Genomic DNA, 20,294 nt, shown 5'->3' on the forward strand with positions numbered 1-20,294 from the left:
TTGTTCCTTATCCGTTCACGAAACGGCCGGTCAAATGTGGGAAAGGCGCCCGATGCTCACCGCCAAGCAGCACGAACTGCTCCAGTTCATCCAGCAGCGGCTGGAGGCGACCGGCATCTCGCCTTCGTTCGAGGAGATGAAGGAAGCCCTGGACCTGCGCAGCAAGTCCGGCGTGCACCGCCTGATCTCCGCGCTGGAGGAACGCCAGTTCATCCGCCGCCTGCCCAACCGGGCGCGCGCGCTGGAAGTTCTGCGGCAGCCGGACAATGTCACCCGTGTCACCCCCCCTGTTGTCGCGGCAAACGATCGCGCTCCGGCCAAGGATGTGGTGTCCGCGCGCACCCCGCGCCTCGTGCCGCCGCCGGCCAATGATGTGGTGGAGGTGCCCCTGCACGGCCGCATCGCCGCCGGCCTCCCGATCGAGGCGATGGAGGACCACCAGGTCCTGCCCGTCCCCGCTGCCCTGCTCGGCGCGGGCGAGCATTATGCGCTGGAGGTGTCCGGCGATTCCATGGTGGAGGCCGGCATCCTGGATGGCGACTACGCCCTGGTGAAGCGCACCGACGATGCGCGCGACGGGGAGATCGTGGTCGCCCTGATCCGGGGGGAGGAAGCGACGCTGAAATATCTCTGGCGCGAGAAGGGCGGTATGGTCCGGCTCGACCCCGCCAACGCCGCCTACGACCCGCAGCTCTACCCCGCCGGCGATGTGCTGGTGCAGGGCAAGCTGGCGGGGCTGCTGCGCCGGTATAATTGACCCGGGCGGGCGCGCCTCAGTGCGCGCCCACCTTCAGCACCTTGTGCAGGAACAGCGCGATGACCGTGCCCAGTACCAGGCCGACGATTGCGGAAATGCCGGCATAGCCAAGCCAGCCGAGCACGCCGCCACCCGCGCCGCCATGCGCCGCCAGCCAGTGCTCCGCATCATGCGCCAGGTGCGCCGGACCGGGAATGCCCAGCACCTCGCCCGAATGCAAAACGATCCCGCCGCCGACCCACAGCATGGCGATCGTGCCGATGACCGACAGCGCCACCAGCACCCGCGGCATGGCCAGCAGCAGCCCGCGGCCCAGGCTCTGTGCGCCGGCACTGTCCCGCTTGGTCAGGTGCAGCCCGACATCATCCATCTTCACGATCAGCGCCACCACGCCATAGACCACCACCGTGATCACGATCCCCACCAGCGCCAGCGTGACCCCGCGGGTCACCAGCGTCTGGTCCGCCACCTCGGCCAGGGCGATCGCCATGATCTCCGCCGACAGGATCAGGTCGGTGCGCACCGCGCCGCTCACCCGGGCCTTCTCGAAGGCGACGGGATCCTCGATAGGATCCTCCAGCGTCTCGCCATGCTTGGCGCCGCCCAGCTTCTCCATCACTTTCTCGGCGCCCTCGTAAGCGAGGTAGAGCCCGCCAGCCAGCAGCAGCCAGGTGATCGCGGCGGGCAGCAGCTCGCTCAGCAGCAGGGCGCCGGGCAGCAGGAACACCAGCTTGTTGATCAGGCTGCCCTTGGCGATGCGCGCGATCACCGGCAGTTCGCGATCAGGCGTGAAGCCGGTGACGTAGGACGGGGTCACCGCCGCATCGTCGATCACCACGCCCGCCGCCTTGCTGCCCGCCTTGGCCGCGGCCACGCCCACATCGTCCAGGGAGGAGGCCGCAACTCTGGCGATCACCGCCACATCGTCCAGCAAGGCGACCAATCCACCGGGCACAGGCATTCTCCGTCACAGATTCGCGAAAGCCGGTGCGTAGCAGATCGCCGGCCGGGAGCGAGCGGATCAGCGCGCTTGCATTGTGGCCGCGTTCGGCTAAGGCCGCCGCTTCCCGCGCCGGCGAACCGCGCCGCGATGGGTCAGCAGAAAGCCGGAGGGGCCGATGCCAGCGCGTGTCACGCGCATGGCGGACAGCCAGCGATCGGCAGGAAGTGAAAGGAAGCGTTGACATGGCTCTTTACGAGCATGTGTTCCTCGCGCGTCAGGATCTGAGCCAGGCTCAGGTCGATGCGCTCGCCGCCTCGATCACGGAGATCGTGGAAGCGAACGAGGGCAAGGTCGTCAAGACCGAGAGCTGGGGCCTGAAGTCCCTGGCATACAAGATCGACCGTAACCGCAAGGCGCATTTCGTGCTCCTCAACCTCGAGGGTCCGGGCGCCATGGTCATGGAACTGGAGCGCCAGAACCGCATCAACGAAGACGTGATCCGCTGGATCACCATCGCCGTTGAAGAGCACGAGGAAGGCCCGTCTGCGCAGCTGCGCAAGGTCGAGCGCGACCGCAAGCGCCGTGGGGATAGCAACTGATGGCCCGTCCGTTTTTCCGCCGCCGCAAGTCCTGCCCGTTCTCGGCCAAGGACGCCCCCGCGATCGACTACAAGGACACGCGCCTGCTGCAAGGCTTCATGTCCGAGCGTGGCAAGATCGTGCCCAGCCGTATCACTGCCGTCAGCGGCAAGAAGCAGCGCGAGCTGGCCAAGGCGATCAAGCGCGCCCGCCATCTGGGCCTGCTGCCCTATGTCGTGAAGTAAGGAGCGGACGACCATGGATATCATCCTGCTCGAACGGATCGAGAAGCTCGGCGCCATCGGCGACGTCGTGACCGTCAAGGACGGCTACGCCCGCAACTTCCTGCTGCCGCAGAAGAAGGCGCTGCGCGCCAACGACAACAACAAGCGCGTGTTCGAAGCCAACCGGGAACGGCTGGTGACCGAGAACGCGGAACGCCGTGGCGAGGCCGAGAAGTTCGGCCAGACCGTGGACGGGGCCCAGGTGGTCCTGATCCGCGCATCGTCAAATTCCGGCCAGCTGTACGGTTCGGTCAGCGCCCGCGACATCGCCGTGGCGCTGGTGGAACAGGGTCACGATGTGGACAAGCGCCAGGTCGTGATGCCGACGCCCATCAAGACGCTGGGCATGTTCGACATCACGATCGCCTTGCACCCTGAAGTGCGCGTGACGGTGAAGGTCAACGTGGCGCGTTCGGCGGATGAGGCCGAACTGCAGAGCCAGGGCGTCGACGTCATGGCCCGCATGTTCGAGGAAGATCGTGGCGAGGGCGAAGGCTTCACCGAAGCCTACGATCCCAACCGCGAGCTGGGCGAACTGCCGAGCGACGACGAGGACGAGATTCCGACCAACGGGGAAGAAGCCGTGCAGTAAGCGCCAGGCTTCATCGCCGGACCTTTCGAAAGGGCGCGGGACCAGCAGGTTCCGCGCCCTTTCTCTTGTCCGGAAATAATGCGAGCCACTCGCAGAAACACTGTTGCAGTTGCGAGTCACTCGTAGTAGCGCGCCTTCAGCTTTGCTTGGGGGTCTCATGTCTGCAATACGAACTATCCCGTCATACCTGGCGCTCGGCTGCGTCAGCGCCTTCGCCTTCAGCACTGGCGCACAGGCGCAGCAAGGCGAACAGCCGCAGCGTCTCGGCTCCGCCACAGTCACCAGCACCGCCATCGATGACGAGGTCGTGAAGGTGGAAGAAGCGGAATCCCCCAAATACACGCAGCCGCTGCTCGACATTCCGCAGACCATCACGGTGCTGAGCAACACCACCCTGCGCCAGCAGAACCTGCTGACGCTGCGTGAGGCGCTGACCACCATCCCCGGCATCACCTTCGGCGCGGGCGAAGGTGGCGGCGGCTATGGCGACAGCATCAACCTGCGGGGGCAGAGCGCCAACAACGACCTGCAGATCGACGGCGTGCGTGACAGCGCGCAGTACAACCGGTCCGACACGTTCAATCTGGAACAGATCGAGGTCGTGAACGGGGCCAATTCGGTCTATGCCGGGTCGGGCTCGATCGGCGGCACGATCAACCTGATCACCAAGCGGCCGCGCGCCGACGATCTGACGATCGTGTCCGGCGGCATCGGCACCGATGAATATTATCGCGGCACGATCGACAGCAATGTGCGGGTGGCCGAGAACATCGCCGTCCGGCTGAACGCGATGGTGCACCACAACGAGTTCGCCGATCGCGATTTCGAAAGCGCGGAGCGGTGGGGCGTCGCCCCGTCCGTCACCTTCGGGATCGACGGCCCGACCAGCCTGACGCTGCTGTACCAGCACCAGGAGGACGAGAATACGCCCGTCTATGGCGTGCCCTATTACAGCGCGCTGGGCGGCCTGCTGCCGGGCGCCGATTACGGGGGTTATTACGGCTACAGGGATGTCGACCGCCAGGACCAGACGATCGACCTGGCCACGGCGATCGTGGAGCACCAGTTCAGCGACGTGCTGTCGGTGCGCAACCTGTTCCGCCTCAGCCACATCGATGCCGACATCGTCGTCAATCCGCCCCAGGGCGCCTATTGCCTGGCCAGCGGTAGCCTGCCGACGGGCGCGGCCTGCGAGGCGGGCCAGATCCCCGGCACCTACTACCCCTCCGGCCCGCGCGGCACGACCCGGTTCACCGAAACGGAACTGCTGCACAACCAGCTGGACCTGATGGCCTCGTTCGACACGGGCGGAGTGCAGCACAATGTGACGCTTGGCCTTGCCTATACCAGCGAGGATTACCGGCTCGACAACGGCAACTCGCTGCGCAATCCCGGCGGCGTCACGCCCAACCCGGCGCTGCCGCCGATCAACATCGCCGATCCGGATGCGATCTATGGCGGCCCGGTGAACTTCGTGCGCACCGGCCGGCAGCGAGGCACCACCAGCAATGTGGCGCTCTACCTGTTCGACGCGGTCGAACTGGGCGAACAGTTCGAGATCAATGGCGGCATCCGCTGGGAACGGAACGACGCACGCTTCCGCAGCGATACCGTCAGCACCGCTGGCGCCATCACGCCGGGCGCGGTGCAGGAGAGCGAGGACAATCTGTTCAGCTATCGCATCGGCGCGGTCTTCAAGCCGGTGCCGAATGCCAGCCTGTACGCCGCCTATGGCAACAGCCGCACGCCAACCTCCGCCTCCGTGCGCGGGGGCTGCGGCGCAGCGAATGCGGAGCAGATCCTGATCGGCGCGGAGCCGTGCGGTGTAAACCCGCAGGAAGCGGTCAATTACGAGATCGGCGGCAAGGTGGACCTGTTCGATGCCGGGCTGCAGCTGACCGCCGCCCTGTTCCGCAACGAACGCACCAACTATCCCGTCACCAGCAACGATCCGGCGATCGGCAATCTGCAGGTGAATGACGGCCGCAACCGGGTGAACGGCGTGGCGCTGGGCGCGGCGGGGCGGATCACGCCGGAATGGACGGTGTTCGCCAACTACACCTATCTGGACAGCCAGGTGCTGCAGTCGGTCTCCAATTACTGCCTGGCCAACCCGGGCACCAGCTATACCCCGCCGACCGGCGGCAATGCCGTGACCTGCCCGCTGACCGACCTGCAGGCGGGCAACCCGCTGACCAACACGCCCGAACATTCCGGCAGCCTGTTCACCACCTATACCCTGCCCTTCGGCCTCCAGGTGGGATACGGCTTCACCTATCAGGGCAGCTTCCTGCTGACGAACACGGCGACGCCGTTCATCAGGTCCGACGACTGGATGACGCACCGGTTCTATCTTGCCTACACCATGGACAATGGGCTGGCGGCGCAGCTGAATGTGCAGAACGTGTTCGAGGAGCGGTACTTCACCGGCATCCGCAACAATGGCTGGGCCACGCCGGGCGAAGGCCGGTCCGCGGTGCTGACGCTGAGCTACAGCTATTGATGCACTCAATTACTATTGCGAGGTGATTGCATGTTAGTGCTTGAGCTTCGCACCGTTTGCATCGAGAAGGTGGGCCATGCTGCTGCAACGCACCGATAGCATGGCCTGCGGGGCAGATTGGGGGCCGCTGCCACCTCCGGCAAGGTATGGCAGCAGTCCCCGCCCTCGCCTCGCGGCCATAGGCGCGACGGCGGCGGTCCATGTCGTCTTCGCGCTGGCCTTGCTGGGCTTGGGCATCCGGGCCACGCATCAGGAGAGTGCCCGCATCGTCGCGGTGAACCTGACCCCCGGCAGCAAGGCGGAGCAGCCGGAGCCGGAGCAGGTCCCGCCGCCCTCCCCCACGCAGCCGCGCCGGCTGGAAACCGCCATTCTCCCGCCGAGGGTGCCGGTGGCGGTGGTCCGACCGGCGATCGCCATCGCCCCGGCCATGGCGCAGCCGGCAGCGGTGCCGCAGGCGGCACCCGCCGCGCCTGCCGCCCAGCCGGCGGAACCCGCCCCCGCCCCGCCCGCGCAGCCGGCGGCGGCGCAGAGCGGCGATCTCGGCGCCCGCATCCTGTCAGCCCCGCCGCCCCGCTACCCGGTGCAGAGCCGCCGCCGGCGCGAACAGGGGACGGTGGAGCTGTTGCTGACGCTGGACACGGACGGTTCGGTGGAGACGATCGCCGTGCACCGCAGCAGCGGCTTCGAACGGCTGGACGATGCGGCGCTGAGCGCGGTGCGGCGCTGGCGATGGGAGCCGACGGTGCAGGCTGGCACACCGGTAAAGGTGCGGGGCGTGGTCGCCATTCCGTTCCAGCTGACCTGATCCGCCATGCTGATCGCGATCCCCGATCTGCTGGATGCGGCGCGGCTGGCGCAGGTCCGCGCTCTGATGGACGCGGGCGAATGGGTCGACGGCAACGTCACCTCCGGCCCGCAATCCGCCCTGGCCAAGAAGAACTGCCAGCTGCCCGAAGGCAGCGCGGCGGCGCAGCAGGCCGGGCAGATCGTGCTGGGGGCGCTGGGCGCAAATCCGCTGTTCATCGCCGCCGCCCTGCCGCAGGTGATCTTCCCGCCCCTGTTCAACGCCTATGAAGGCGGGCAGCTGTTCGGCACGCATGTGGACAATGCCATCCGCATCCATGCCGGCACCGGCCTGCGCGTACGGTCCGACCTGTCGATGACCGTGTTCCTGGAAGACCCCGCCAGCTACGAGGGCGGCGAGCTGACCGTGGAGACCAATTTCGGCGTCCAGCAGGTGAAGCTGCCGGCCGGCCATGCGGTGCTCTACCCCTCCTCCTCGCTGCACCGGGTGGAGCCGGTCACGCGCGGACGGCGGGTGGCGAGCTTCTTCTGGATCCAGTCCATGATCCGCGACGATGCGGCGCGCGCCATTCTGTTCGATCTTGACCGGTCGGTGCAGGATCTGGCGGCGGCCAACGGGCAAGGCGACGCCGCGGTGATCCGGCTGACGGGTGTGTACCACAACCTGCTGCGACGCTGGGCCGAGGGGTGACCCGGCGCTGACACCAAAAGCGCGGGATAAGCGTTTGCGAGCGGACCACCTCTGCTAAGTGCAGCCCCACCGCTTCGATCGAGACACCATCAATGCCACTTTCTCCCCGCGACACCGGTGGACCATCATGGTCCGAGGACGAGCGCGTTGCAGCGCTGGAGGCCTATGCCGTCCTCGACACCTCGGCAGAGGCGGAGTTCGACGATCTTGTGCGGCTGGCGACGGACACGTTCGCGGCACCGATCGCGGTCATAAACCTGGTCGCGCGCGACCGGCAGTGGTTCAAGGCGGAGCGGGGGATCGGCACGCGCGAGCTTCCGCTCGAACTCTCGATCTGCGCCCATGCCCTGGAAGGGGGTGACCTGACCGTCGTGCCGGATCTGCAGGCGGACGAACGCTTCGCGTCCAACCCGCTGGTCACCGCGCCACACGGGCTGCGTTTCTATGCCGGCGCCCTGCTGCGCAGCCCTGCCGGCCTGCCGGTCGGCACGGTCTGCGTGCTGGATCGCGCGCCTCGGCCGGATGGCATCACGCCGCACCAGCAACTGGTGCTGGAGGTGCTGGCCCGGCAGGTCATGACGCAGCTGGAACTGCGGCGCGCGCTGGCGGAACAGGCGCACCGTGCCGATGCGTTCACGGCCATCACCAGGCAGCACGGCCATTCGCAGGACGCGCTGCGGCAGATCGAGCAGCGTTACCGCCTTGCCGCGCGGGCGACGAACGATGCCGTGTGGGACTGGGACTTCGCAACCAATCACGTCACCTGGAATGCCGCGCTGGAGGAAAGCCACGGGTACCGGCTGGCGGAGGTGGAGCCGACCGGGGACTGGTGGATCGCGCACATCCACCCCGATGACCGCGCCCGGATAGACACAAGCATCCATGCAGCGATCGACGGCGGCGCCGACAGCTGGTCGGACGAGTACCGGTTCCGGCGGGCCGATGGCAGCTATGCCAGCATCCTGGATCGCGGCCATGTGATCCGCGGCGGCAACGGCCGTGCCACGCGGATGATCGGCGCGATGCTGGACATGACCGAACGGCAGCAAAGCCGCGCTGCCCTGGCCATCAGCGAGGAACGGTTGCGGTTGGCCACGGAGGCGGCTGAGGTCGGCTTCTGGGATGTCGACATCCTGGAGGACGTGCTGATCTGGCCGCCGGTCGTGAAGCGGATGTTCGGTATCTCGGCCGACGTGCCGGTATCCATGCGCGATTTCGTGGAAGGGGTGCATCCGGACGACCGCGCCGCCACCACCGCCGCCTTTGCCAGCGCCTGCGACCCGGGCCAGCGCACCCTGTACGACGTGGAATATCGCACGATCGGCAAGGAGGACGGACTGATCCGCTGGGTCGCGGCCAAGGGGCGCGGCATCTTCGCAGCCGACGGGCGGTGCCTGCGCGTGGTCGGCACCGCGATCGACGTGACCACCCGCAAGCAGGCCAGCCAGGCCCTGCGGCAGAGCGAGGCCCGCCTGCGCTTCCTGCGCACGCTGGATGAGGGGCTGCAGAATGCAACCGACGCACCGGCAGCGATGGCGGCGGCGGCGGCGCTGCTGGCCCGGCAGCTGGACGCGTCGCGGTGCGCCTATGCGGATGTCGATGCCGACAGTGACCGGTTCATCATCCGCAACGATTATACCGCGCCCGGCATTGCCAGTTCCACCGGGATCTACAGCCTGGACCTGTTCGGGTCGCGGGCCGTGGCCAACATGCATGGCGGGCATACGCTGGTGGTGCGCGACGTGCTGCGCGAACTTGCGGCGGGCGATGGGCAGGACATGTTCCGGTCCATCGGCATCGACGCGATCATCTGCTGTCCGCTGGTGAAGGATGGGCGGCTGGTGGCGATGATGGCCGTGCACCAAGACCGGCCGCGCGACTGGCGGGAAGATGAGGTCGCACTGGTCGAGGCAGCGGTGGAACGCTGTTGGGCGCATGTGCAGCGGATCGGTGCGGAAGCCCGGCTGCGCGAGAGCGAGGATCGGTACCGCACGCTGTTCGAGGCGGTCGACGCCGGCTTCACCATCGCCGAAGTGAAGTTCGATGCTGCCGGCACCCCATTGGACTACCGCCTGCTGGAGATGAACCCGGCCTTCAAGCGGCAGACCGGCATGGATGGCCTGCTGGGCCTGTGGGTGCGGGAGGCGATCCCGGATCTCGAGCAGCACTGGTTCGACACCTATGGCCGCGTGGCCGCCACAGGGGAACCCGCCCGGTTCGAAAACCACGCCGCCCCCATGGGCCGCTGGTTCGACGTGCACGCCTATCGCATCGGCACGCCGGGACAGCACCAGGTCGCCATCCTGTTCAACGACATCACCGCGCGCAAGCAGTCCGAACGTTTGCTGCTGAAGCTGAACGACGAGCTGGAAAACCAGGTGGCGGAGCGTACGGCCGAGCTGCGCTTCAGCCGCGACATCATCGAGGCGACCACCTCCCCCATCTGCGCGTTCGATACCGAGTTCCGGATCATCGCCTTCAATCCGGCACACGCGGCCGAGTTCAGGCGCGCGAACGGCTTCGATGCCGTGCTGGGCGATGTGCTGCCGACCTGTTCGAGCCGGGCCAGCGCGAGGCGATGCAGGCGCTGATGGCCCGCGCGCTGACCGGCGAACGTTTCACCGCGGTGGAGGTGTTCGGCCGCGCGGAATGCGCCCTGCCCTGCTGGGAGATCAACTACACCCCCATGCGCGACGAGGATGGCATGATCGTCGGCGCGTTCTATCTGGCCAAGGACATTTCCGAACGCCTGCGCGCGGAGCAGGAGCTGCTCGCCGCGCAGGAGGCGTTGCGCCAGAGCCAGAAGATGGAGGCGATGGGCAGCCTGACGGGCGGCGTGGCGCATGACTTCAACAATCTGCTGACGCCGATCATCGGCAGCCTCGACATCCTGCAACGCAAGGGCGTGGGCGGGGAGCGGGAGCAGCGCCTGATCGGCGGCGCGCTGCAATCGGCCGAGCGGGCCAAGACGCTGGTGCAGCGGCTGCTGGCCTTTGCCCGGCGGCAACCGCTGCAGCCGCGCGCCGTGGACATCGCTGCGCTGGTCGGCGGCATGGCGGATCTGGTCGCCAGCACGTCCGGCCCACAGACACGGGTCGCCATGGATGTGGCCGACGACCTGCCCGCCGCGCTGGCGGACCAGAACCAGCTGGAAATGGCGATCCTGAACCTGAGCGTGAATGCCCGCGACGCGATGCCCGATGGCGGCCGGCTGAGCATCACGGCGCGCCAGGTGCAGGTGAAGGACGGCCATCCGACCGGGCTGAAGCCGGGCCGTTATGTGCGCCTGTCGGTCGCGGATAGCGGGATCGGCATGGATGCCGAGACGCTGCGGCGGGCGGTGGAGCCATTCTATTCCACGAAGGGCATCGGTCAGGGCACCGGACTTGGCCTGTCGATGGTCCACGGCCTGGCCGCGCAGCTGGGCGGGGCGTTGACGATCGAGAGCCGGCCGGGCCTGGGCACCGATGTCCAGCTATGGCTGCCGGCCACCACGATCAGCCCCGAAATGGCCGACCGGGTGGAGGACGCCGCGCCGACCATGCAGGCCGGAACCGCGCTGGTGGTGGATGACGAGGAATTCGTGCGCGCCAGCACGGCCGACATGCTCGCCGATCTGGGGTACCACATCACGGAAGCGGACTCGGCGGAACATGCGTGGGAGCTGGTGCAGAACGGGCTGAAACCCGATCTGCTGGTGACCGACCACCTGATGCCCGGCAAGACCGGTACCGACCTGGCGCGCGACGTGCTGGCCCGTCTGCCCGCCACACGCGTGCTGATCGTGTCCGGCTATGCCGAGGCGGATGGCATCGCCGCCGACCTGCCGCGGCTGGTCAAGCCGTTTCGCCAGGCCGACCTGGCCGCCAGCATCGCCGACGGCGCCTGACTTCAACGTGTGCGGCGGGACCGATCCGCCGCACACGCAGGCTGTCCCGGCCTTCGATCAGGCCGCGTCGACCAGCACGATCTCCGCATCCTCCAGCGCAGTGACGGTCAGCACCTCGACATCGCTGATGGCGGCACCATCACGGGCATTCACCCGCACCCCGTCGATCTCCACCGCCCCGGCGGCCGGCACCAGATAGGCCTTGCGGGTCCGGCCCAGCTGGTACTGCGCCGTCTCGCCCGCCTTCAGCGTGGCGCCCAGCACGCGCGCTTCCGTGCGGATCGGCAGGGCATCGTCATCGCCTGCAAAACCGCTGGCCAGCGTCACGAACTGGCCCGAACGCACGCCCTTGGGGAACGGCTTGGCACCCCACTGCGGGGCATCGCCAGTGCTGGTGGGTATGATCCAGATCTGGAAGATGCGGGTGGTCACATCCTCCATGTTGTATTCCGAATGGCGGACGCCGGTGCCCGCGCTCATTACCTGCACGTCCCCTGCCTCGGTGCGGCCCTTGTTGCCCAGGCTGTCCTCATGCGTGATCGCGCCTTCGCGGACATAGGTGATGATCTCCATGTCCCGGTGCGGATGCGGCGGGAAGCCGGTCTTCGGCGCGATCGTGTCGTCGTTCCAGACGCGCAGATTGCCCCAGTGGACGCGTGCAGGATCGTGGTAGTCGGCGAAGGAGAAGTGATGCTTGGCATCCAGCCAGCCATGGTTTGCGCCGCCGAGACTGTCGAAGGGACGAAGGTCGATCATTGTGCCATCTCCTGGTGGCCGGAGGGATCACCGGCGTTGCAGGTGATATGGACCTGACCGGCTGTTCAAGGCAGAGTGAAAAGTTCGGACCATCTGTTCGATGGAGTTGAAAAGTGGACGAACCCGGCACCCCCAGTCTCGACCAGTTGCGGATCTTCCTGGCCATCGTGGACGAGGGCAGTTTTGCAGGCGCCGCGCGCCGGCTGAACCGCGCCGTGTCCGTCATCAGCTATGGCATCGCCAATCTGGAGGCGCAGCTTGGCCTGACCCTGTTCGAGCGGCAGGGCACCCGCAAGCCCCGGCTGACCGATGCGGGACGGGCCGTGCTGACGGAGGCGCGATCGCTGGGCGAAGGAATGGATGCGCTGCGGGCCAAGGCGCGCGGCCTGCTGCAGGGGCTGGAGGCGGAGGTGTCCGCAGCGGTCGACGTGATGCTGTCGGCGGAACGGCTGGGCCGTGTGCTGCGGGGGTTTGCGCGGGAGTACCCCACGGTGTCGCTGCGGCTGCATGTCGAGGCGCTGGGTGCGGTGACCGCCATGGTGCTGGACCGCACGGCGGTGATCGGCCTGTCGGGTCCGCTGGCGGTCGGCGCGGCGGCGATCGACAGCTGCGCCGCCGGATCGGTGCCGATGGTGCCGGTCGCCGCGCCCGATCACCCGCTCGCCCGCATGGGAACGATCCCGCCGGGCGCAGCGCGCGGTCATACGCAGCTGGTGCTGACCGACCGGTCGCGCTTCACCGAAGGGCGCAGCTTTTCCGTCACCAGCCATCGGATCTGGCGACTGGCCGACCTGGGTTCCAAGCACGCCCTGCTTCGCGAAGGCATCGGCTGGGGGAATATGCCGCTGCCGATGGTCCAGCCGGATCTGGCCGCAGGCACGCTGATGCGGCTCGCGCTGCCGGACCATCAGGCCGGCATCTATCGCTTCTGCGGGATCTGGCGCCGCGACGCACCGCCCGGACCGGCGGCATCATGGCTGCTGGACCAGTTCGTCGCCGCCGGGCGCGCCGATGCGGTGGCGGACGGAATGGCCGATCTCTGACGGGGTGCCCGCAAAAGACAGGGCGCCGAGGTCCGTTCGGATCCTCGGCGCCCGAAGGTGCCGGCCGGCGGTGCGCGGGGGGGTCTGGGGGGTCGATGCGCTGTCCTGCCGGCCGGTAGGCGTCAGAACCCTACCTTGAGGGTTCCGCGCAGCGCCACGGCATTGGCATCGTGGCGATCTTCAAGGCGGAGTTCCCCCGCCAGTTCGAAGGTGGAGCCGCCCCCCAGGGCGCGCAGGCCGGCATACCAGCCGCTCTCCATCTGCTCGGGGGTCAGGGTGAAACGCTCCCCATCATCGCCGAAGCGCGCCGTGGTCGAGCCGAGCGTCCCGCCGGCGATCTCGCGCCAGCCGCCTTCGCCTTCGACCCGGAACCAGGTCTCGTCGCCTCGGCCCTTGCCCATGAAGTCGATCCCGGCGGCGACGCCGCCATTGACGCCCAACTCGTCGCTGGTGCGGTCGTCCACGATCAGGTTCAGGCTGCCGCCGCCTGTCTCGGTATAGCCGTCCTCCTTCAGGCGGGTGTAATCGACAGTGACCTGTGGCCGCACGAAGAAGGCGCCGCCGCCAAGCTCGTAGGACAGGCCGCCGCTCGCGGCGACCACGGTACCGTTCCATTCGCCGGTGATCTCCCGGTCGATCTGCTCCTCGCCGATCTGGCCGGCGAAGGCCCGCTCGGATTCGAAGTTCGACCGGCCGATGGAGCCGCGCAGATGCGCCTGGAACCCGCCCCAGGCACCGCGCCACCAGGCCGCCGCGCCATAGGTGTTGCCGGTGGTCTGGCTGCCGGCATCATTGTCGTAATCGCTCCAGATCCAGTTCACGCCCAGGCCGAAGGCGCCGAAGCCGGTGTCGACCTCCGCCCCCGCGCCATAGCCGAGGCCGTCCTGGGTGTAGCCGTCGGTGACGCCCTCGCTCTTCTCCGTGCTCCAGCCGGACATGTTCAGGATCACGTCGACCCCGCCGACGGACCAGGTCGGGTTCTGCGGATCGGCGATCTGGCGGGCCAGCGCGCGGGTGCCCTGGCTGATGCTTTCGAACGTGCCGCCCGCATGGTCCGGCAGCATCTGCCGCACGGTCGAGCGGAACTGCGCGCCATCGGTGATGCCGAGGAACACATCCTCCAGCTCGTCATCGCCGGCGATGGCGGTGAACACCGCCGGGTAGGCGCTGGTCTGCGACCGGTTCAGGCCCAGTTCGATGGCGGAGCGCCGGGTGATGTCCACCGCCAGCTGGCTGGCGGCTGTATCGTTGGCGATGCTGGCCTTGAACAGGAACGGGATCAGGCTGGTGTCGGTGACCAGCCCGCCCGCACCGCTGAGGCTGCCCCCCTGCAGGACGGTGTAGCGCCCCTCCGCATTGCCGACATCGGCCAGTCGCAGCTGCAGCCTGGCATCCTTGGCGAAGTTCGCCGCGCCGGTGACAGTCAGGCCCGTGCCCTCGCCCGCCACCTTGCTGAGCGTGACGCCCAGCGTACTGCCCGCTGCCATGTCGAGCGAGGCGATGGTCGCCGGCCGGGTGACGTCGAGCATGCCGCCGGTGACGCGGACCGAGAGATTGGCCGCATTGGCCAGCGAACCGGAGAAGCGCGCCGTGTCCGCGATCGTCAGTGCGTCCGTGCCCCCACCGAAATCGGCGGATCCGGCGAAGATCGCACTGCCCGCCAGGCTGAGCGTGTCGTTCCCGCTACCAAAATTGGCGGCACCGGCGTGGATGGCGTCACCGGACAGGGCCAGGGCATTGTTGCCCCCACCGAACTGCACGGTGCCCGCCAGCGACCCGTCGGCCAGCTCCACCCGGTCGTTGCCGGCGCCCAGGCGCACATCGCCGGCGATCACCGGGGCGTTGAAGCCGGCACCGACCTGCGTCTGGCGGATGGTCACGCCGCCATTGTTGGCCGACAGGTCGATGGCGATGTTGCGGCCCGAATTGACCGCCGCGCCGCTCGCCGCGATGCCGCCGCTGTTTTCCAGCAGCGTCACCGTGCCGCTGCGATCGATGATCGCGGTGGCGTTACCGTTTGCGCCAGCGGCGGTCGCGCGGATGACGCCGCTGTTGCGGATCGTGGGCAGGCTGGCGCCGGCATCGATGGCGACGGCGGTGGTCTGCGCCGCCGAGCCATTGCCGCCCCGCGCCTCCACCGTGCCCGACACCTGCAGCACCGCGGTGCTGGCCCCGGCACCCAGGCGCAGCGCCGTGGCGCTGGCGTCATTGGCGTTGGCCGTGATCGAGCCCGCGATGCCGATGCCGTTGGCGATGGAGACATCGCCGCCCCGCCCGCCGATGACCAGCCCGTTGCCGTTCACCCCGGAATGGATGCCGTCAGCGCCGATCCGCCCGTCGATCTGCAGGCCATACCCGCTGGACGTGCCGGCAACCGGCCCGATGGCGATCGCGCGATTGGTGGCACCGATCAGCATGGCGGGGGCGGCGCCCAGCGACACGACCTGCGCACTGCCCTCGCGCGAATCCGGGATACCGTCGCTGTCCTCGTCATCGTTGGTGGGGGAGGCGTCACGCGGCGGCACCGCCAGCACGATGCCGCCCGAAACATTGCCCTCCACCAGCAGCGCGGAGCCGCCTTGCAGCAGATCGTCCGCATCCAGCTTCGTCGCGCCTGCGGGCGTGGTGTTGTAGCGATAGCCGGTGGCGGTGATCGCGCCCTGCACCACCATCGCGCCGGTCACATCTCCCGCAAAATGCGCGCCCACCGCGCCCGCCCCGCGCGCCGTCAGCGTGCCGGCCAGCCGGACATTGCCGGTGACCGCCTGTGCGGCGAGGCCAACCACCCGGTCGCCGGTGACCGTGGTCGACCCGTCATGCACCAGCGCGCCGGTCAGCGGCCCTTCCAGCCGGATACCGGCGGAATCGTTGCCTTCCACCACGATGGTGCCCGTATGGCTGATCCGTCCGGCATGTGCGCCCGCCGTGCGGATGGCGATCCGGTTGCTGCCCAGCGCCAGCGGCCCGTCCAGATCACCGTCATTGTCGGTGTCGGTGGGGGTGTAGGGCTCGTCCAGCGTGATGGTGCCGGTGTTGGTGATGTCGCCGCTGGTGCCGGCCTGCGCCAGGATGCCGACCGCATTGTTGCTGTTGGCGATCGTGATCGCCCCGGCATTGCTGACCGCATGGTTGCTGTCCATCGTCACCGCCGTGCCGCCGCCCGGCACGACCGAACCGGCGGCGGTGATGGTGATGTTGCCGGCCGCGCCATTGGCGATGGTGGCGGTGCGCACCGGATTGGTCACGCGGGTGGTGATGTCTTGCGCCGCGGCCGGCGCGGCAATGGCCAGCGCCGCCGTGGAGGCAAGCAGGTAACGATGCATTGGAGATCCCTTCCCATCCAACTCTGTGGATCAGGACGGAGTAGCGCGGCGGCAGCCTTGGCCACCATCAGCAGCTTTCTTCAGAATGCGGCGTCGAAGCCCAGCCGCACGGTGCGCGGGCGCAGCGGCGTCACCTGCAGGCGATCGTCCACGAACGGTGTGCCCAGCGCGAAGCGGTTGCCGCGCGTATCGGGGATGTTGGTGATCCCCAGCGTCAGGCCCATTCCGTCGCGACCCAGCCGAATGGCCAGCCCGCTGTCGAGATAGTCGCCCTGCCGCTCGCCCAGTTCGGGGCCGATCCCCAGGCGTGACCGGCCGACATAGCTGGCCCAGCCACGCGCGGTCAGTTCCAGCCCGTCGCCCAGTTGCCGGCGCCAGTCGAACCCCGCGCGGGCCGAGATGTCGGCAATGTTGGGCACCTGCCGCGCGCGCTCGGCCAGTTCGGCCCGGCTGAGATTGCTGGCCGCGCCGCCAAGATCAGACAGGATGAACAGGCTGCCCGTGCGCACCCGGCTGTCATTCACCGACAGGCCACCCTCCAGCCGCAGTTCCGGCCCGACGGCGACGCTGCCGGACAGGGTGGCCGTCCAGATCCGGCCATCGCCGATATTGGCGGTGCTGGGAAAGCCGCTGGCATCGATGAAGTCGGCCTGGATGTCGTGCCAGTCGGTAAAGGACAGGCTGGCCGCCAGATCGAACGGACCCACTTGCGGCGTGCCATGGCGGGCGCCCACCTCGAACGTCGCGGTTGAATCGCTTTCGAACCGGCGGACGATGTCGCCCTCGATCGCCAGCCCGCCGGGACGGAATCCCTGCTGGTAGCGGAGATACAGGGTCGTATCCTCCTGCAAATTGGCCAGCAGCGCGGCGGAGGGCAGCACCACGGTTTCCGTGCGCTCGCCCGTGACGGCACGCAGGGCGGCGACCAGCGGCAGCGGCAGGTTCTCCCCCTCCCCGCCCAGTTCCGAATGCGTGACGCGCGCACCGGCGGTGGCGGTCAGGCCCGGCATCAGGCGCAGGCTGCCTTCGCCATAGATCGTGCCTTCGCGGATGCGGTTGGTGACGCCGGTCGTCGCCACACGCTGGCCATCGGGCAGGTCCAGCGCGCGGGTCAGGCGCACACGATTGCTGGTGTAGCTTATCCCCGCCAGCCAGCCGAAACCGTCATCCACCGGCTGCCACACCCGCGTCTCGTGCGCGAACATCTGCGTGTCATTGTGCTGCACGAACAGGCGCGGAACGGCAGGATCGCGGGTGGCGTCGTACCGTTCGGTCAGGTCCTGCCCGGTCAGCCCGGTGGTGGAGCGCAGCCGGACGGTGCCGATCCACCCGGACACGATCAGCTGCCCCTGCGCGAAGCTCGCGTCGGAGCCTTCCGTCACCAGCGCGTCCCGGTCCAGCCCGTCGCTGCGGGCAGCGGCGATGCGATCGGCATACTGGCTGTCGGCCGCGTCGATCCGCTGGCCGATCCCCATTACGTCCACCGTCCAGCCCGGCCCGGGCTCCACCCGGAGCGTCGCCCGCCCGCCCAGCACGTCCGACCGGTTGACGTCGTCCTGCCCGATCAGCGGCTTGTCGATATAGCCACCGCTGCGCGATCCATCGACCACCAGCCGCAGGGCCGCGACATCCGACGCCAGCGGCAGGTTCACGGTGGCGCCGATATCCGCGCCGGGGTTCCCATGCATGGTCAGCGATCCGCCGGCCCGCACCTCCGTCACGGTGACGCCCAGCTGCGGCACGTTCGGCACCAGCCGGATGATCCCGCCCAGCGACCCGGCCCCGTACAGCGTACCCTGCGGCCCTTCCAGCACCTCCACCCGGGCGAGGTCGGACAGCCGCAGATCCGGGTCTGGCGCATTGTAGCCCAGGCGCAGATCGCCCAGATACTGCCCCACCGTCGCCTGTGTCGGGCCGGTGAAGCTGGAATCGGCGATGCCGCGGATGAACAGCTTGTTGCGGCCGCTACCCAGATGGGTGGAGGAAACGCTGGCCAGCGCCTGCGTGATCCGCTCCGTCCCCCCGACCCCGCCGAAGGTCAGTTGCCGCCCGTCGAGCACGGACACCTGGCCCGCAAAATCGGCGAGGCTCAGCTCCCTCTTGCTGGCGACCACGACAATGGGTTGCGACGGTTCGACCGGTGGCGGAGCGGCCGGCGGATCACGGAGGACGGGCGCCGGCCGGCTCGCGGCATGCTGCGGGACGATGCGCCATGCGCCGGCACCCACAGCGATGGCCCGACCACCGATGGCATCCGCCAGACGCCGCACCGCATCGCCGGCACTGTGCCGGCCACGAACGGCGCGCACCCGCCGGCCGGCCAACGCCGGGTCGATGACCACGCTGGTGCCGCTCTGCCGGGCGATCGCGATCGCCGCCTGCCCGGCGGTGCCGGCGGGCACATCCACCGCCGCGCGCGCGCCCTGCGCCGCCGCGGGCAGCGGTGCGGCCATGGCCAGCACGAGCAGCGCGGGCGCCGCACGGCGCATCACGGCCCCTCGATCATCCAGGCATCGCCCTGCCGCCAGACCGCGACACCCAGCAGCGCGCCGGCGCTGGCCGGATCCCGGCGCACGGCGTCGACCAGGATGGAGCCCGTCAGGCTGCCGCGTGGCGCGCCGGGCGCGGTGATGAACCGGTGGCCGCTGGCGCGCGCGAGTTCGGCGGCAACCTCCGCCAGACTGGCACTGGCAAAGGTCAGCCGGCCGTCACGCCAGGTGCCGATATCGGCGGCAGCGATCTCGCTCACCACCATGCGATCGCTGCCCGGCGCGATGGCCAGCTGATCCCCTGCATCCAGCCTGACCTTCACGTCGTGGGGATCGACCATGACGGCACCTTCCTGCACCGCGACGGAGAAGCCGGCCGCATCGTCGCGCACGTCGAACACGGTGCCGACGTCCAGCAGTTCATGACCGCCCGCCTCCACCCGGAACGGGTTCGCCTCATCGTGGTGGATGGTGAACAGGGCGCGGCCGCGTTCCAGCCGGGCAAAACGCAGGTTGTCGCGATCCAGTTCGATCCGGCTGTCACCCGCGAGATGGATGCGGCTGCCATCGCCCAGATCGATGGCCAGCACCTGCCCCGGCGCGGTCTGGCGGCTGTACAGGTCGGGCGTCGCCTGCTGCCACAATCCCACCGCCAGCAACCCGGCGGCGCAGGCGGCCAGACCACCGGCGAACCAGCGCCGACCGACCTGCCGCCGGATCGTCGACGCCTCCTGCACATCGTTGGCCGCTGCCGGCGCCGGCGACAGCTCGCCGGCCTCCATCGCGGCGGCAGCAATCCGGTCGTAGGCGGCGGCATGGGCGGGGTTCGCCTCCAGCCAGTGCGTGAAGGCGTCCCAGTCCGCAAAGGCCGGGTCCAGGGTGCGGACCGCCCAGGCCAGCGCCTCTTCCCTCAACTGTTCATCCGGCTGCATGACGCGGTCCTCCTGCGCCCAAGACGGAGACAGCCGGCCGCAACCTCGACCGAATGAAGTCAATTGCTTCAGCCCGCATCGAACTGCTCCCGCAACTCGGCCAGCGCGCGATAGGCGATGCGCAGGTCGGCCTCCACCGTGCTCAGGCTGATGCCGAACTCGGCCGCGATCTGCCGCTGGCCCATGCCGTCGATGCGGTGGCGGCGGAAGATCGCGGCCACGCGCGGCGGATGCAGCCGGGCCAGCAGTGCCTCCACCGCGCGGGCCAGGTCGCGGGCCAGCACGATCCGCTCCGCCGATGGCGCATCGGACACGGCGATGTCGCTGCCGCCCTGGGTCTCGCTCCATGCCCGGTCACGCAGGACTGCCTGGCGCCGGGCGCGATAGCGGTCGATCAGCACCGTATTCGCCACGCGGTAGAGGTAGGACAGCGGATTGGCGACCGGGCCGCTCTGCGCGGTGGAGATCCGCAGCCACACCTCCTGCAGCACGTCTTCCGCATCCGCGCCGCCCCCGCGTGCGGCAATGAAGCGCAGCAGCTGCGCCCGATGATGCAGGAAGGCAGCGTGCACGCCGGATTCGGGCAAACTGTCCGCCATTGTTCCCTTGCCAGCGATGATCCCGCCCGCGCTTTCGTCGCGGACCGATTGCCCGTCAAGCAATTCGCTTGGCATGCGATGCTGTGGCGTGTCGATCAACAAGTCCGGAAC

The 20,294-nt window shown here is 68.7% G+C and carries 16 protein-coding genes; 10 read left to right on the forward strand and 6 right to left on the reverse strand.

Features of this window, described 5'->3' with window-relative positions; all coding sequences use genetic code 11:
- Positions 1-52: 52 nt before the first annotated feature.
- Positions 53-757 carry a transcriptional repressor LexA gene (gene lexA / locus D5S08_RS00415; protein ID WP_121114424.1) on the forward strand — a complete coding sequence of 235 codons (705 nt, stop codon included), beginning with the start codon at positions 53-55 and terminating at the stop codon, positions 755-757.
- Between the two features lie 16 nt (positions 758-773).
- On the opposite strand, the gene D5S08_RS00420 is transcribed toward lexA, so the two are convergent.
- Positions 774-1,712, reverse strand: a complete 939-nt coding sequence (locus tag D5S08_RS00420; RefSeq protein WP_121114539.1) for a DUF808 domain-containing protein — start codon at positions 1,710-1,712, stop codon at positions 774-776.
- Between the two features lie 230 nt (positions 1,713-1,942).
- On the opposite strand from D5S08_RS00420, the gene rpsF reads away from it, so the two are divergent.
- The 8 genes from rpsF (at position 1,943) to D5S08_RS00460 (ending at position 11,041) form a co-directional block, all read left to right on the forward strand.
- Positions 1,943-2,299: a 30S ribosomal protein S6 gene (gene rpsF, locus D5S08_RS00425; RefSeq protein ID WP_039094272.1), complete on the forward strand. Its 357-nt coding sequence runs from the start codon at positions 1,943-1,945 to the stop codon at positions 2,297-2,299.
- Positions 2,299-2,523: a 30S ribosomal protein S18 gene (gene rpsR / locus D5S08_RS00430; RefSeq protein WP_039094270.1), complete on the forward strand. Its 225-nt coding sequence runs from the start codon at positions 2,299-2,301 to the stop codon at positions 2,521-2,523. Before rpsF ends, rpsR begins: the two co-directional genes overlap by 1 nt.
- Before the next feature lie 13 nt (positions 2,524-2,536).
- Positions 2,537-3,154 (forward strand): 50S ribosomal protein L9, encoded by a 618-nt coding sequence (rplI, locus tag D5S08_RS00435; RefSeq protein ID WP_121114426.1) that lies wholly within the window; start codon positions 2,537-2,539, stop codon positions 3,152-3,154.
- A gap of 157 nt (positions 3,155-3,311) precedes the next feature.
- Positions 3,312-5,657: a TonB-dependent receptor gene (locus D5S08_RS00440; protein ID WP_121114428.1), complete on the forward strand. Its 2,346-nt coding sequence runs from the start codon at positions 3,312-3,314 to the stop codon at positions 5,655-5,657.
- A 76-nt stretch (positions 5,658-5,733) separates the two neighbouring features.
- Entirely contained in the window at positions 5,734-6,462 is a 729-nt protein-coding gene (locus D5S08_RS00445) for an energy transducer TonB (RefSeq protein ID WP_121114430.1), read from the forward strand.
- Positions 6,463-6,468: 6 nt separating this feature from the next.
- On the forward strand, positions 6,469-7,152 hold the full coding sequence (locus D5S08_RS00450; protein ID WP_121114432.1) for a Fe2+-dependent dioxygenase: 684 nt from the start codon (positions 6,469-6,471) through the stop codon (positions 7,150-7,152).
- 92 nt (positions 7,153-7,244) lie between these two features.
- Entirely contained in the window at positions 7,245-9,743 is a 2,499-nt protein-coding gene (locus D5S08_RS17055; protein ID WP_121114434.1) for a PAS domain-containing protein, read from the forward strand.
- The gene (locus D5S08_RS00460; RefSeq protein ID WP_121114436.1) at positions 9,731-11,041 is read left to right on the forward strand and encodes an ATP-binding protein; all 1,311 of its coding nucleotides are present in this window, start codon (positions 9,731-9,733) and stop codon (positions 11,039-11,041) included. The genes D5S08_RS17055 and D5S08_RS00460 overlap by 13 nt, the downstream gene beginning before the upstream one ends.
- A gap of 57 nt (positions 11,042-11,098) precedes the next feature.
- On the opposite strand, the gene D5S08_RS00465 is transcribed toward D5S08_RS00460, so the two are convergent.
- Entirely contained in the window at positions 11,099-11,797 is a 699-nt protein-coding gene (locus D5S08_RS00465; RefSeq protein WP_121114438.1) for a pirin family protein, read from the reverse strand.
- A gap of 113 nt (positions 11,798-11,910) precedes the next feature.
- Between D5S08_RS00465 and D5S08_RS00470 the strand changes: the two genes are divergently transcribed.
- Positions 11,911-12,840 carry a LysR family transcriptional regulator gene (locus D5S08_RS00470; protein WP_121114440.1) on the forward strand — a complete coding sequence of 310 codons (930 nt, stop codon included), beginning with the start codon at positions 11,911-11,913 and terminating at the stop codon, positions 12,838-12,840.
- Between the two features lie 122 nt (positions 12,841-12,962).
- Here D5S08_RS00470 and D5S08_RS00475 read toward each other — a convergent pair whose 3' ends face one another.
- The 4 genes from D5S08_RS00475 to D5S08_RS00490 all read right to left on the reverse strand — a co-directional run bounded on the left by D5S08_RS00475 (position 12,963) and on the right by D5S08_RS00490 (position 20,258).
- Positions 12,963-16,163, reverse strand: a complete 3,201-nt coding sequence (locus D5S08_RS00475) for an autotransporter outer membrane beta-barrel domain-containing protein (protein WP_121114442.1) — start codon at positions 16,161-16,163, stop codon at positions 12,963-12,965.
- Between the two features lie 80 nt (positions 16,164-16,243).
- Positions 16,244-18,652 (reverse strand): TonB-dependent receptor, encoded by a 2,409-nt coding sequence (locus D5S08_RS00480; RefSeq protein ID WP_121114444.1) that lies wholly within the window; start codon positions 18,650-18,652, stop codon positions 16,244-16,246.
- Complete coding sequence (locus D5S08_RS00485; protein WP_121114446.1) at positions 18,652-19,584, reverse strand: FecR family protein; 933 nt, start codon at positions 19,582-19,584, stop codon at positions 18,652-18,654. Before D5S08_RS00485 ends, D5S08_RS00480 begins: the two co-directional genes overlap by 1 nt.
- A gap of 68 nt (positions 19,585-19,652) precedes the next feature.
- Positions 19,653-20,258, reverse strand: coding sequence for an RNA polymerase sigma factor (locus D5S08_RS00490; RefSeq protein ID WP_338322923.1), 606 nt, complete (start codon positions 20,256-20,258; stop codon positions 19,653-19,655).
- Positions 20,259-20,294: the final 36 nt, after the last annotated feature.

It is taken from the genome of Croceibacterium ferulae, assembly GCF_003660445.1.
In the GTDB taxonomy this organism is placed as follows: domain Bacteria; phylum Pseudomonadota; class Alphaproteobacteria; order Sphingomonadales; family Sphingomonadaceae; genus Croceibacterium; species Croceibacterium ferulae.